This is a genomic window from Mycobacterium sp. (assembly GCF_035653355.1).
Lineage (GTDB): Bacteria > Actinomycetota > Actinomycetes > Mycobacteriales > Mycobacteriaceae > Mycobacterium.
Window position 1 is genome coordinate 1 of sequence record NZ_DASRBZ010000312.1, and the last position, 13,356, is coordinate 13,356.

A 13,356-nucleotide genomic window follows, 5' to 3' on the forward strand; every position below is an offset into this window, starting at 1 on the left:
GATCCCGATTTACGTGGCAGCGATGGGTCCGCGAGCGTTGCAAGCCACCGGCGAGCTGGCCGACGGGACGCCTTACCTGGCGGGTCCGCGGACGCTCAGCGAATTCATCGTGCCGACGATCACCAAGGCGGCAGCCGAAGCGGGGCGCCCGGCGCCGCGAATCATCGCCGCCGTGCCGACCTTGTTGTCCGAGGATCTTGAGGGCGCACGTACCCTCGCCGCGCAACAGCTGAGCTTCTACGAGACCATCCCGTCTTACCGCAACGTGATCGCCCGTGAAGGCCTCGCCAGCGTTGTCGACCTTGCCGCGATCGGACCCGAGGAATCCGTTGCGCGTCAGTTGCGCCGGTATCGAGAGGCAGGTGCCACCCACGTGGTGATCAGCCCGCTCGACCGCTCCGCCTCCGCCGACCGAGAAGCGCTGTGGAGGCTTACGGCCGCGCTGTGAACCGCCGTCACACAGCGCCATGCCGATGGAAGACGAGCGCTTCGGTGCGCTGACGGCCAATCGCCGCAATCAGGGCGGTCAGCGGAAGCGGACGCTGGCCGTCGCCAGGCCGAAGATCTTCCGGCCTTCAGATTTGGCGGCGACGATGACGACACCGGTGCGGGTTGCCGGATCCAGCGACTTGATCCGGCCGCTGAATTCGATGTCGGCGCCCTCGGTGGCCGACACGATCGCGGGCTGCGACAGCCGCACCGCGTAGCGGGTAACCGCACCGGGGTCGCCCGACCATGCGGAGACGAAACCGGCACCCAATCCCATGGTGAGCATGCCGTGGGCGATCACATCGGGCAGGCCGGCCAGTTTGGCGATGTCTTCGTCCCAGTGAATCGGGTTGGCGTCGCCGGCCACCCCGGCATAGTTCACCAGGTCACCACGGGAGAGACGCGCGTGGCGCACAGGCAGCTCGCCGCCGAGCTGCACGTCTTCGAAGCACGGCGTCCCTGGTGTGCGGGTCGTGCCGCCGTCGGCGATTCGAACTTCGCCTTCGGGGCGCACCGTCTTCTCGTAGGGAGCATCGGATTCGCCGATTGCGGCGAGGTTCACGTCGTGCATCATCGCGTTCTGTGCGGCCGTCTTGATCGCCGGATCGACATCCTCGGCGGTCACGCCGACGACGGTGGTGTGGAGCGTGTGCACCCGTTCGCCCGCAGTATCGGTGAAGGTATTCGTCACGGTGATCAGGTCTCGGCCGGCGATGCGTCGCACCGACGACAGTTCGACGTCTACGTGCAGCTCGTCGCCGGCGACGATCGGGCGGTGCTGCTCGAAGACTTCTTCGGTCTGCACATAGGTGTGGTAGCCCACGACCACCTCTTCGAACATGCGGCGATTGCAGGCCATGCCCGGGACCGACGTGAACGTCAGCGGCGCGACAAGATCGTGGTAGCCCAGCTCCGCGGCGGCGCGGACATCCCAGTGCGCGGGGTGATAGTCCTGCACCGCACGGGCGTACTCGCGTAGCTTCTCGCGGCCGACCAGGTAGGTGCCGTCCATCTGGTAGTAGTGGCCGACCCGCGATTCGATTACCGACGCGTCTGCTGCTGTGGTCATGAGTGTGTCCAACTGTCCTATCGGCTTGTTGGTGAGGCCGACCAAAGCACACTAACGCGCGGCCACCGTAGCAACACACGCCGATATGCTTCGCCGACTCGTGTTAGCCAGTGGGCTCGACTCGCCCAGGCATGCCGCATCGTCAGCGGGGCTTTCCGGGGAGCAGCCGGTATCGGGACCGATCCGAGTCAGCCCGGTACCAGTCAAGCGTTTGCCGGATGCCCTTCTCCCTGCTGGTCGCCCCGCTGGCCCTACCTGAGCCGCTCACCGTTGACGACCTAATAGGGCTCGCCGTGGAGGTGGTAGTCGCCTGGACGGCCGACGGTGGCCGGCTGATCCTGGCCCGCCACGGTCAGTTGCTGATTCGGCGGCAGCCATCGTGGCCACGCTGCGATCCGCTGCGTCGACGTCACGCACGCTGCGGTTGTAAGGCGATGGCTTACAGGTGCAGTGACGCCTGAACGCGGCTGAGCGCGGTGCGTGTTTCTTCCATCAGTGCGTGAACAAGCTCGCTAGCCGGTAGTTTTCGCGTCAGCGGATAACCTTGGCCAGCCCAGAGGTTAACTAAGTCGGCCCGTCCGGATTGCCTGGCCTGCTTTCGCATTGGTGCGGTGAGGTGATGAATCTCTGGGTATGCACTGGGTGCTTCAGAGTGCTTCAGCATGAATTGATTGACGATGCCGCGGGCGGTGCGGCCAGTGAAGGCACGGGTGTAGGCCGTGGGGAGGTCGCCGCGAAGCGCCTCACGGTGCACGGCCGAGGTGCCCGCTTCAGGGCAGCCGAGAAAAGCGGTGCCTATGGCCGCCGCCCGAGCTCCCAGACATAGCACCGCGGCAATCGCTGCTCCCGAGGCGATCCCTCCGGTGGCGATCAAAGGGAGGTCGACACTGGCCGCCACTAATTGCAGCAGCGGCAGCAGCGACACCACTTGAGCGGGATCGTCATCGGGGCCGCCGCGGTGCCCGCCCGCTTCGGCGCCCTGAACGACGAGCGCATCCGAGCCGGCCGCGGACGCGGCCTCCGCCTCCGTCGGCGATCCAATAGTGATCCAGACTTCGGTTCCGGCGGTCCTGAAGTGGCGGACAATTTGTGGATCGGGAATTCCGAAGGTGAAGGACACGACTGGTGGTGGATCAGCCAGCAACGCAGCGATTTTCGCGTCCCAATCGTCATCGTCGTAGCGGCCTGCTCCTAACCGTGCGCCCACGCTCGCGGCGTCTGCGGCGATGTGTTCGGCGTAGCCCTGAACGATCTTTGTTGGGCTGGGTCGGCCTGGCACGAATAGGTTGATGCCAAACGGACGGCTAGTCAGTGCGCGGGTAGCGGCGCGTCTCGCAACCATCTCATCGGCGGATAAATAGCCGGCCGCTAGAAAGCCAAGCCCGCCAGCCTCGCTGACGGCGGCGGTCAGCTGGGGTGTCGAAGGGCCGCCGGCAAGCGGTGCCAGCACGATCGGGGCCCGACAGGAATCGAGGATCACCGCTCACTCCGTTTCTGCTCGGCGGCGAGATTTCGCCGACGGATTCGGTATTGGGCCGCTATCGCCGCGGCAAGGCATCGCAGGTCGCAGTTCAGTAATTGAACGCAACATAGCACTTCACTTGTCTCGAGAAAACCGGCTGCCTCGAATGTGAGGCGGTACATCGGTGAGCGCTGGTCTGTAGAGCCGCTTAACAAGCAAGCAAGCAGCAAACGCCGAGGCGTTCAACAGGCGGTCCGGCGATCACCGATCCACCATTCAATCACCGTACTAACCGACTAGGATTTTCGTCATGCTCGGCAAGAACTATCCCGGTCAAGATTGCGCGCTGGCTGCTGCGCTGGAGGTGTTGGGGGAACGCTGGACATTGTTGATCATCCGCGACGCCTTCTTCGGTGTCCGTCGGTTCGAGGACTTCGTTGAGCACCTGGACATTCCGCGCGCCGTGCTGAGCGACCGGCTGCGAACACTCGTGGCGCACGGCGTACTAGCCCGAGATCGCGATGGCTCGGCCGGACGTCACTACACCTACACGTTGACGGCGGCTGGCCAAGAACTTTGGCCCGCGCTATACGCCTTGATCACGTGGGGTTCGAGGCATTGTCACCCGTCGACGCGGCGCTACACCCACAGCGAGTGCGGAGCCGAGTTGGATTCGGGTGGCCGATGTCCACGGTGCGACGTGGTGCCGCAGCCGAACGATGTCGTGATCGCGGTCGGGTCTCGCAAGCAGAAGGTTCGCAATGATCCGGTTAGCATCGCGATGCGCCACCCGCACCGCCTGCTTGAGCCGCTCGACACCGCGACCGTGCGCGAAATTCGAGCCTTACAACGGCAATAGGGTAGTCACGCGACGCGAGCTCGAGGCAGACCTGGCGCTCGGTTGGTACCCGGGGCGAGGTAAATCCTGCTAAGTTCCCCTGACCTGACTTGGCTTCCCTTAATGGTTTTCAATAGGAGGAACGGCAATGACGAGTGTCTCGAATCCGGTTCCTTCGCAAGATCTCTCAGGAATCGTCGGGCATCGCTTCATCTATACCTACGCCAACGGCTGGCAGTACGAGATGTACGTCAAGAACGCCAGCACCATCGACTACCGCATCCACTCCGGACACGTGGGAGGCCGCTGGGTCAAGGATCAGCAGGTCGACCTGTTCCAACTCGACGAAGACAGTTTCAAAGTGTCGTGGACAGAACCCACCGGCACATGCGTGGCCGTCAACGTCCTCCCGGCCAAACGCCGCATCCACGGCGTGATCTTCTTCCCCCAGTGGATCCGGCTCCACGGGGAACGCACTGTTTGCTTTCAAAACGAGCACCTAGATGAGATGCGGGCCTACCGCGACAAGGGCCCCACGTACCCCATCTACCAAGTCCCCGAATTCGCCTACATCACGTTGTTCGAATACGTCGGTGTCGACGACGAGTCCATCATCGACACTGCTCCCCAGGACCTGCCGCCAGGATGGGCTGACCGCACGAACTGATTGCGACAAGTCCAGCCGCCAAAAACCTTCCCGTCGGCGTGGCAGTGGTACCCAAGGCGTTGACGACCGGAGCCGGCCCGCACCGAGCAGAATCTCGACAACCGTCGCCTCTAGTCTGGACCGGACATGCCCAGTGGTCAGGCAGAAGGGAGGCCCCAGGTGACCGGACCAGCACAAATTGCCAGGGCCGCCGGGCCTGCGCAACCCGGCCACGTGAACGGCTCTCCAATGCCACCACTACCAACCGAGCCACCTCCACGCCGACCACTGGCCGCAATCGGCGGCTGGCGCGGCCTCGGCTGGCTGAGCTGCGGAGTCGCCGGCAGCCTGGCCATCTGCTGGTTTATCTTCTTCAGTCCCGGCCCGAGCGGATCCAAAGCAGAGTGGTTCTTCGGCGCCGTCGTATTCGGCGTCGTCCTCGTCGCGATCTGGCAGACCGTCACCATCCAGCGTCAGGCGGCGCAGCACATGGCCGAAGCAGCAGAACACCTACGCAAGGAGTTCGTCGCCGCCGAAGAGCGGGCGGCCCGTGAAGTCGCGATAACGCGCCGGTTGCACCAGGAGGAAATGGAAGCCCAACAGAGCTTGCATCGCACCCAGATGGAGGCTCAGCGGGAATTGGCTCGCGTCGAGCGCAGCCACCTACTCAAGCTGCTCCAGAAACAAGCGATGATCGAAGTGTCGCGCGCTGTCGGCTCGCACACCCAGATGCTGGCAACACTGTGGAACGAGGCCGCGAGAGTCCTGCGCATCGAGGACCGCGACGAGCGGGAACTGGCGATGAACCCGATCTTCGAAAAAATCAGCCAAGTCGTGCATGAGTTTTCGGTCGAAATCAGCAATGCCCACCTGCTGGTCGACGACAACCGGCTGCATCAGGCGCTGCACCGCGTCAACGAGGCGGCCCTGATGGCGGTTCAGGTCGCCGAAGATGTTCACCTCGCCGTGATCGACGGCCACGCACCCGAGCACAATCCGATCCCGCCGGTCCAGCGGCTCATGGTGAACCGAGCAGCTGAAGCCCGTCACCTTGCGTGGGAGTTGCTGCGGACCGGCCTCGATCACGGCGCGCCCGCCGACCCCGTTTGAGCACAACGCATTACACGCGAATGGTGCCGCCGCGCATCCGCTGAGCTTCCGGCAGGTCGAGGTAGCGCTCGAGGTTGCGATGCATGTTGATCACGCGCCGCTCCTCGCTGGAGAGCACCAGGTGGGTGAAGCCGGGTTGGTGCATGCCGCGCTGTACACCCGCGAGCAGTTGAATATCTTGAGTCAGCACCACACCCGGTTCGGCTTCTCCGGCGGTTGTGCGCACATCCGTCGGCTTGTTGCGCGGCGCACCCGGCGGCATCCGCGCCGTTAAAAACATGACCAGTTGGCCGTGATCGGGGTCGGGGCCTGGGCGCGAACACATGATGGTCAAGTGGTCGGCGTTGGTCAGAAACGTCATGTTCGGAAACACGTTGTACTGGTGCAGCCGGGTGATCCGGTCGGTGTCGGCCCAACCCAGATCGACTCCGCGCCCAGCCGCAAATGCCCGTGTGCGTGCCGCGATCAGGTCCTGAACCGTCTGCCCGGGCCGCTGTTCGTCGGACGGGAACGGCGTGCCTTCGGGTGCACCCATCAGCGCACCCTGGGTGTAAACATAAGCGTCCCAGACCTCTTCGTCGCTCAGTGTGCCGTCGAAGCGTGGACTCGGTACGCCGTAGGGCTGGTCAGATTTACCGGTGTGGCCCCAGATCTGCTGCGGCGCATGGACATCGTCGACACATCGCAGCAATTCAGGATGCAGTGTTTGGATGTGGTAGGTCTCGCTGTAGCCGTCAGCGATGGTCTTCCAATTGGCGTCGACGTCGACAGTGAGGGTGGCGTAGCAGCGGAAGTCGCTGAGCTTGCACCAGGCGATGTCGTCGGGTATTTCCTCCAGGTAATCGAGCAACGGCACAGCGTCAAGATCGAGGTTGACGAAGACCATGCCCTCCCAGGTGTCGACCCGGACCGGAACAAGAGGAAAGTCCGACAGTCGTAACGAGCCGAAGCCTTTGCGGTCGGGCACCCGCTTGAGCGTGCCGGCCAGATCCCACGTCCAGCCGTGGTAACCGCACTTGAGCTCATGCAGTCCCGAACCGGAGCCCACGCACAGGGAGTTGCCGCGGTGGCGACACACATTCTGAAACGCGCGCAGCTCGCCATCGTCACCGCGGACGAGCAGTATCCGGTATGGGCCGCAACGGTATTCGAAGTAGTCGCCGGGCTCAGCGACATGGTCGAGCATGCACGCAAGCTGCCACACCTTCGGCCACATTCGTTCGATCTCGAGTCGAGCGAACTCCGCAGAGTAATAGCGCTCGGCGGGCACTAGCATCGGGCACTCGGGCGGGGTGCCGATGGCATCCTCGTCCCGGGTTCGGGCACGGATTGCGGCCGCCACCTTCATCGGCCTCTAGCGCGCGCCACGCACCAGGCGACCGGGACGGGCCCCGGTGTCGACGCCGTTGCGCCGGGTCATGGTTCCGCTGACGATGGTTGCCGTGTAGCCACTTGCCTTTTGCAGGATCCGGTGCCCGCCCGCGGGCAGATCGTAGGCCATCGCCGCGGGATGCAATGTCAGCGCATCCATGTCGATGACGTTGATGTCCGCCTTCTTGCCTGGTTCGATCGTGCCGCGGTCGGTGAGGCCGAACAGATAAGCCGTGTCACGTGACTGTTTGCGGATAACGTATTCCAATGACAGCTTCTCGCCTCGCCTGCGATCGCGCGCCCAGTGCGTGAGCAGGAACGTGGGATACGAAGCGTCGCAGATCATTCCGCAATGCGCACCGCCGTCGGAGAGCCCCAGCACACCGGCGGGGTGCAACATCATCTCACGGATGGCATCGCAGTTTCCGTCGGCGTAGTTGAAGAACGGCAGCATCAGCATGGCGCTCGCGTTCGACTCGAGCATGAGGTCATAGAGGGTCGCCAGCGGATCCTCGCCGCGCTCCTTGGCGATCGCGGCGACGGTGCAGTCGGGTGTGGGCTCGTAGTCAGGCGGATCGCCCAGCGCGTAGAGCCGGTCCAATGAGTACTGCACGAAGGTGGACATGCCGTCGAACAGCACTGCGGGGTCGATGGGTAGATCGTCCTCGGACAAGATCGCTGCCTTCACCGCCGGGTCAGCGAGGCGCTGGGCGAGCTCGTCGGGGCTGCATTCAGCCTTCAGCTTGCGGTAGGTGGGTCGGTGACCGAAGGCATGGTGGCCGTGGAAGCCGATCATCATCCCGAACGGGCGCGCCGCGATCTGCGGGTGCAACCGACTGCCTTCCGTATGCGCAGCCGCCGAGAGCTCCAACTGCTCGCGCCACAGGTGCGGATCAGCATCCACTTGAATAAGCGCGAACGAGACAGGACGGTCGATTTCCCCGCTCAACCGCCGCATCCAGTCCAGTTCCTTCTTAGGGCCGACGATGTCCTCGCCCGCGGCTCCCTGTGGGGCGAGCTCGAACACCGCCTGACCGCCGGCCGCCATCGCCCGCCCGAGACCGAACAGTTCTTCTTCGGCGGCGAACGTCCCGGGCACGGGTTCGCCGTCCATGGCTCGGTGCGCCAGTGTGCGGGACGTCGAGAACCCAAGCGCGCCGGCCTCGATTCCTTCTCGGACCAGCCGGCCCATCGCTGCGATGTCGTCGTGAGTCGCCGGCTCGTTACGGGCGCCCCGCTCACCCATCGCGTAGGCGCGAACCGCGCCGTGCGGGATCTGGCTGCCGACATCGATCGCGAACTTCCGTTGCCCGATCACATCGAGGTACTCCGGGTAACTTTCCCAGCCCCACGTGATGCCCTCAGTCAAAGCGGTGCCCGGAATGTCCTCGACACCCTCCATCAACTTGATCAGCCACTCCTCGCGGCCTGGCCGCACCGGGGCAAAGCCGACACCGCAGTTGCCGGTGACCACGGTCGTTACCCCGTGCCCGCTCGACGGCTCAAGCAAGCTGTCCCAGCTCACCTGGCCGTCGTAGTGGGTGTGGATGTCGACGAAGCCAGGAGCCACCACATGGCCTGTCGCATCGATGATTTCGGCACTCTCGCCGCCCATCTCCGGGTCATTGGGGCCACGCCGGACGACCTCGACGATCGTGCCGTCCTTGATGCCAACGTCGGCCCGGAAACGCTCCGCCCCGGTGCCGTCGACGACAGTGCCACCAATGATTTTCAGGTCGAACACGAGTCTCCTCCTCGTCGCCGCGGACCTGCTGACCTGAGCCCGCGGCACGCCGGTTGCGGGGTGGCAGCCGAACTACAAGCGCATTACGCTACGCCTCGTAGCGTAAACATTGACGGTAATCGTCATGCTCGGTCGAGTCAATGACTATTGCCGCGCCCTCCAAGCGGAGGCGTTTTTGCTTCCTACTTGACGGTGATGCCGCCATCGACCGGCAATGTGATCCCAGTGATGTAGCGGCCTGACTGGGCGCATAGGTAGACCATCGCCTCGCTAACATCAGCTGGTTCGATGAGTTCGAGCGGCAGCGGCGCGACCAGTCTTTTCGACAAGGTTCACAGTCTCATCAAGATCCTCAGGGGTCGGCATCGGATAGGCGACACAGTCGATTTGATCGCAGAGATCGAACGCGATGATGTCGGCGCCCTCCTCGGCGAACCGAACCGCATGCGACCGGCCTTGGCCACGCGCGGCACCGGTGATGAACGCGACCTTGCCGTCAAATTGCTCTGCCATGGCTACTCCCTCCGATTGCGCTGAGTATCCCGTTCCGGCGCGAGAATCCACTGGGTAATGGATTACTCGTTTTTGCGTCCCCGGGCTCTGGCCAGCTACATCGCACCCAGCCGATGCGCAGGCGGCAGCGTTTGCGTCGCCGCACCCACGTACTGGCGGGCGGCTGTCCGAATGTGTGCTCGGACACCAAGTTGGGTATTCAGAGCAAACGACGTCACAGGAGGCATCATGGCGAAGGACCACGGTTCAAGCGTCAAGAACGACAAGCAGTATGAGGGCTTGCGCAAGAAGGGGATGAGCAAGTCTCGGGCAGCTGCAATTGCGAATTCGCCCGGAGCATCCAGTAGAGGCGGCAAGAGCTCGGGCAGCAGCAAGAGCAGTCGTAGCAGCGGCAGCGGCAGCGGCGGCAATCAGTCCCAGAAGAAGGCCGCCGGCCGAAAGGGCGGCAAGAAATCGAGTTAGCCAGGCTGCCCATCGGGGCAAAGAGCAACTGAAATCCCGGCGGCTCAATACCGCTCGGGCACAATCTAATTGGCGGCCAGCCATGCATGGCCGCTGTCAGCCGTGCTTTGCGCGCACCCACGGGATGCCGACGTTCTTGGTACACACGGTGGCCAAGCCGTGGTCTTCCAAGATGTCGCCGATCTGGTCTTCGCCGAACGCAACGGCGCGTACGACCCATCTATCCTGCCTTCAACCAGGCGATTACAGCCGCGCTGCGCCAGTAAGCGCGGAGAAAGAGAACACCGACAACTCAGAGACCAGCGCGGAGCTGGGCAGAATAGTTGCATGAACGTAGCCGCCAAGGCGATCGACAAACTAGTCAACCCGCCGCGGATCTCAGACCCCGACAAGTTACGCCGCGCCGTATCGGGCAAAACCGTGCTGGTGACCGGCGCGTCATACGGTGTCGGGGAGGCGACCGCCCGCGCGCTGGCCGCAGCGGGTGCGACCGTGCTCGCCGTCGCCCGCTCGGAGGATCGGCTCGACGACCTGGTGACAGCGATTACCGCGGGTGGCGGCCGAGCGGTTTCCTACCCGACCGATCTCACCGACGAATCAGCGGTCAACGCGCTGGCCGAACGCATCAGCGATGAGCACGGCCCCCTCGACATCGTGGTCAGCAATGCCGGCAAATCGCTGCGCCGGTCGCTGCATCACCAATACGACCGCCCGCATGACTTTCAGCGCACCATCGACATCAACTACCTCGGGCCTATCCGGTTGCTGCTAGGCCTGCTTCCCGCGATGCGCGAACACGGCAGCGGACACATCATCAGCGTGTCGAGCATCGGAGTGCGGGTTCCGCCCGGCCCGCAGTGGGGCGCCTACCAAGCTTCGAAGGGCGCGTTCGACATCTGGCTGCGCAGCGTCGCTCCCGAGCTGCACGCCGACGGCGTCGACGTCACGTCGATCTATCTCGCGTTGGTCCGCACCAGGATGACCGAGCCCACGCCGTTGCTGCGCAAACTTCCGGGGCTGTCCGCTGATGAGGCCGCCGACGTGGTCGCCAAGGCGATCATCGAACGGCCGCGCACCATCGAGCCGTGGTGGGCGTGGCCCGCAGAAGTCACCACCGTGGCGCTGGCCGGACCGGTGGATTGGGCAGCGCGGCTTTGGTATCGGTACGCGATCGAAAACAAGCGCCACCGATGACGACGACGAGCCTGCTCAGCCAGTAGCTCGTTCGGGTTAGTCCGCGACCCGCAGCCGGCGTTGCAGTGCCTGCTCTTGCGCAGACGCTGCGCCATCGACCGTTTTGACGAGCCAGTTGGGGGCCAGCACCGATACAGCGCTGGCCGCTGTGGTAGCGCCGATCACACCTGTCCACGCGACGGGACCCAGGGGCGTGCACCCGAAGAATTGGCTGATGCCCGGGGTCTGGACGATTCCTACCAGGACCGCAGCGCTGCCCAGTGCGGTGGCCACCACCAGCGGGCTGTGGCGACGGGTCAGCAGAGTTTGCGCCAGCTGGGTACCCACAAGCGCAGTCAAACCCATTGTCGCCGTACGTCTTTCGGTGCCCGGTGTCCAACGCCCGATGGCCCAGGCCGCGGTCGCGCCGGCAGCCGTGACAACCCCGCGGCTAATGATATGGCGCATCAGCGGCGTATCGAGTGACGGTGTGGGCTCCATGAGTACCGCCCGCTGGTAGGCGCGGTGCGCCGCGTCAACCCCGTTGCCGGTTTCATCTTCGGTCTCTTCGGGTTCGGCGAATACCGGGGTGACGGCAACCGCAAGTGCCGGGAACATGTCGGTGAGCAGGTTCACCAATAGCAGCTGACGCGTGCCGATCGGCGCCCGGCCCGCGCCGAACGCCGTGCCGATGATCGTGAAGATCACCTCGCCCACGTTGCCGCCGACGAGGATGGTCAGCGCATCGCGCACCCCGCTCCACATACCGCGGCCCTCGACCAACGCATCGACCAGCACCCCCAGGTCGTCTTCGGTCAATACGATGTCGGCCGATCCGCGGGCGGCCGACGAACCGCGGCCGCTGACCCCGATGCCCACATCGGCCATCCGAATCGCGGCGGCGTCGTTGGCACCGTCACCTACCATCGCGATGACCTGCCCGCAGCGTTGCAGCGCGGCGACGATTTGTACTTTCTGCTCCGGGCTGACGCGGGCGAAGACTTGCACCTCCGACGCGAGTTTGGCGCAGGCGTCCTCGTCGAGCGCGGCGAGTTCGGCACCGGTAACCACCCGCGCGTCCGCCGGTAGACCCAATTGGTAGGCGATCGCCCGGGCGGTGACCGGATGATCGCCGGTGATCAACACGACGCGGCGCCTGGCATCCTCGAGCGCTTCGATCAGCGGACGCGCTGAGGGTCGAGCGGTGTCTGCCAGACCGACATAGCCGAGCAATTCCAGATCCTGCGCGGCGGCATCGACGGCGTCGGCATCGGTGTCGGACTCGTCGGCGGTTTCACCGTCCCAGCGGCGCCGCGCCACCGCCAACACCCGCAAACCACGCTCGGCGAGGCTGTGCACCATCGACTCCGCATGGTTGCCGTCCACACCCGAGTTGGCATACCGGCAGCGGGGCAGGATCTGCTCGGGGGCACCCTTCAACATCAGCATCGGCGCCTGCTGGTCGTTATTCAGCGTCCCGATCGCAGCCGAAAAGCCGCGGCTGGATTCGAAGGGCACCTCGGCAAGCACCGTCCAAGAATCTGAATCGCCTTGGATTGCAAGGGAACTCGCCGCCGAGATGATGGCCTCATCGGTGGCGTGGGCGTGCCCGTGCTGATCCTCCGGCTCCGGGCATGCCCTTGCGGCGACGCGAAGCACCTCAGCAGCCTGCGGATCAGCGAGATCGGGGAGTGGACCGCTCGGGTCGGTGCCGGCCGGCACAGCGCACACCACGTGCAGGCGGTTCTCGGTGAGGGTGCCGGTCTTGTCGAAACAGACGGTGCCGACCCGGCCCAGCGCCTCGATGGTGCGGGGCGCGCGGACCAGCACGCCACGGCGCGACAACCGGCGGGCGGCGGCAAGCTGGGCGACGGAAGCCACCAACGGCAGTCCCTCAGGGACGGCGGCCACCGCAATGGCAATGCCGTCGGCGACCGCTTGACGCAGCGAAGCGTTGCGCAGCAAAGCCAAGCCGGTCACCGCAGCCCCGCCGGCAAGTGTCATGGGAAGCACCTTGCTGGTCAGCTCACGCAGCCGCGCCTGAACCCCCGCCGCCGGTTCAACGTCGGAGACCGCCGAGATCGCGCGTTGTGCAGCGGTGGCGGCACCGGTGGCGACGACGATGGCACGAGCATGCCCGGCGACGATGGTGCTGCCCTCGAAAAGCATGCTGGCCCGGTCGGGATCGTCAGCGGCGACGGGCTCCACCTGCTTGTCGACCGGGAGTGACTCACCGGTGAGCAGCGACTCGTCGACCTCGAGATCCTCAGCAACCACTAGGCGCGCATCCGCGGGCACCACGTCGGGAGCGGCCAGGTCGATGATGTCGCCTGGCCGCAGTGAGCTGGCGGGCACCGTCAACATGCGGTCGGTATGCCGGGCCGCCTCCAAGCGGCGCCGTGTCGTCGTCACCACCGGGACAACGACACGCCGCGCGAATCGCTCTTGCTCGGCGAACAGCTCGGCCGCGGCGCGTTCG

12 protein-coding genes and 1 pseudogene are annotated in these 13,356 nt (G+C 64.8%); 6 read left to right on the plus strand and 7 right to left on the minus strand.

Annotated elements, in window-relative coordinates; all coding sequences use genetic code 11:
- The coding region (locus tag VFA16_RS10835; protein WP_324967808.1) for an LLM class flavin-dependent oxidoreductase at positions 1–448 on the plus strand (448 nt) is incomplete at its 5' end.
- A gap of 78 nt (positions 449–526) precedes the next feature.
- On the opposite strand, the gene VFA16_RS10840 is transcribed toward VFA16_RS10835, so the two are convergent.
- Both VFA16_RS10840 and VFA16_RS10845 read right to left on the minus strand, forming a co-directional pair.
- Complete coding sequence (locus VFA16_RS10840) at positions 527–1,558, minus strand: fused (3R)-hydroxyacyl-ACP dehydratase subunits HadA/HadB (protein ID WP_324967809.1); 1,032 nt, start codon at positions 1,556–1,558, stop codon at positions 527–529.
- Positions 1,559–1,997: 439 nt separating this feature from the next.
- A complete protein-coding gene (locus VFA16_RS10845) occupies positions 1,998–3,038 on the minus strand; it encodes a nitronate monooxygenase (RefSeq protein WP_324967810.1) in 1,041 nt (346 codons plus the stop codon).
- Positions 3,039–3,330: 292 nt separating this feature from the next.
- Here VFA16_RS10845 and VFA16_RS10850 point away from each other — a divergent pair, with 292 nt between their 5' ends.
- The 3 genes from VFA16_RS10850 to VFA16_RS10860 all read left to right on the plus strand — a co-directional run bounded on the left by VFA16_RS10850 (position 3,331) and on the right by VFA16_RS10860 (position 5,614).
- The gene (locus VFA16_RS10850) at positions 3,331–3,879 is read left to right on the plus strand and encodes a helix-turn-helix domain-containing protein (protein ID WP_324967811.1); all 549 of its coding nucleotides are present in this window, start codon (positions 3,331–3,333) and stop codon (positions 3,877–3,879) included.
- Positions 3,880–4,006: 127 nt separating this feature from the next.
- Complete coding sequence (locus VFA16_RS10855; RefSeq protein WP_324967812.1) at positions 4,007–4,525, plus strand: phenolic acid decarboxylase; 519 nt, start codon at positions 4,007–4,009, stop codon at positions 4,523–4,525.
- A gap of 228 nt (positions 4,526–4,753) precedes the next feature.
- Positions 4,754–5,614: a hypothetical protein gene (locus tag VFA16_RS10860; RefSeq protein WP_324967813.1), complete on the plus strand. Its 861-nt coding sequence runs from the start codon at positions 4,754–4,756 to the stop codon at positions 5,612–5,614.
- A 10-nt stretch (positions 5,615–5,624) separates the two neighbouring features.
- On the opposite strand, the gene VFA16_RS10865 is transcribed toward VFA16_RS10860, so the two are convergent.
- The 4 genes and pseudogenes from VFA16_RS10865 to VFA16_RS10875 all read right to left on the minus strand — a co-directional run.
- Positions 5,625–6,890, minus strand: a complete 1,266-nt coding sequence (locus tag VFA16_RS10865; protein WP_324967817.1) for an aromatic ring-hydroxylating dioxygenase subunit alpha — start codon at positions 6,888–6,890, stop codon at positions 5,625–5,627.
- Between the two features lie 78 nt (positions 6,891–6,968).
- Positions 6,969–8,729 (minus strand): N-acyl-D-amino-acid deacylase family protein, encoded by a 1,761-nt coding sequence (locus tag VFA16_RS10870; protein ID WP_324967814.1) that lies wholly within the window; start codon positions 8,727–8,729, stop codon positions 6,969–6,971.
- A 182-nt stretch (positions 8,730–8,911) separates the two neighbouring features.
- A complete protein-coding gene (locus tag VFA16_RS23795) occupies positions 8,912–8,992 on the minus strand; it encodes a hypothetical protein (RefSeq protein ID WP_414687692.1) in 81 nt (26 codons plus the stop codon).
- 34 nt (positions 8,993–9,026) lie between these two features.
- Positions 9,027–9,242: pseudogene (locus tag VFA16_RS10875) on the minus strand (SDR family mycofactocin-dependent oxidoreductase); the annotation flags it as partial.
- Positions 9,243–9,470: 228 nt separating this feature from the next.
- Here VFA16_RS10875 and VFA16_RS10880 point away from each other — a divergent pair.
- Together VFA16_RS10880 and VFA16_RS10885 are read left to right on the plus strand one after the other, a co-directional pair.
- Complete coding sequence (locus tag VFA16_RS10880; protein WP_083086893.1) at positions 9,471–9,704, plus strand: DUF7218 family protein; 234 nt, start codon at positions 9,471–9,473, stop codon at positions 9,702–9,704.
- A 327-nt stretch (positions 9,705–10,031) separates the two neighbouring features.
- Positions 10,032–10,898 carry an SDR family NAD(P)-dependent oxidoreductase gene (locus VFA16_RS10885; RefSeq protein WP_324967815.1) on the plus strand — a complete coding sequence of 289 codons (867 nt, stop codon included), beginning with the start codon at positions 10,032–10,034 and terminating at the stop codon, positions 10,896–10,898.
- A gap of 36 nt (positions 10,899–10,934) precedes the next feature.
- On the opposite strand, the gene VFA16_RS10890 is transcribed toward VFA16_RS10885, so the two are convergent.
- A partial coding sequence (locus tag VFA16_RS10890) for a cation-translocating P-type ATPase (protein WP_324967816.1) occupies positions 10,935–13,356 on the minus strand: 2,422 nt, incomplete at its 5' end.

Bases quoted from the DNA above. Each gene is read 5' to 3' on its own strand.
- VFA16_RS10840 (WP_324967809.1), bottom strand. From the start codon at position 1,558: ATGACCACAGCAGCAGACGCGTCGGTAATCGAATCGCGGGTCGGCCAC.
- VFA16_RS10850 (WP_324967811.1), top strand. From the start codon at position 3,331: ATGCTCGGCAAGAACTATCCCGGTCAAGATTGCGCGCTGGCTGCTGCG.
- VFA16_RS10855 (WP_324967812.1), top strand. From the start codon at position 4,007: ATGACGAGTGTCTCGAATCCGGTTCCTTCGCAAGATCTCTCAGGAATC.
- VFA16_RS10860 (WP_324967813.1), top strand. From the start codon at position 4,754: ATGCCACCACTACCAACCGAGCCACCTCCACGCCGACCACTGGCCGCA.
- VFA16_RS10865 (WP_324967817.1), bottom strand. From the start codon at position 6,890: ATGCTAGTGCCCGCCGAGCGCTATTACTCTGCGGAGTTCGCTCGACTC.
- VFA16_RS23795 (WP_414687692.1), bottom strand. From the start codon at position 8,992: ATGGTCTACCTATGCGCCCAGTCAGGCCGCTACATCACTGGGATCACA.
- VFA16_RS10880 (WP_083086893.1), top strand. From the start codon at position 9,471: ATGGCGAAGGACCACGGTTCAAGCGTCAAGAACGACAAGCAGTATGAG.
- VFA16_RS10885 (WP_324967815.1), top strand. From the start codon at position 10,032: ATGAACGTAGCCGCCAAGGCGATCGACAAACTAGTCAACCCGCCGCGG.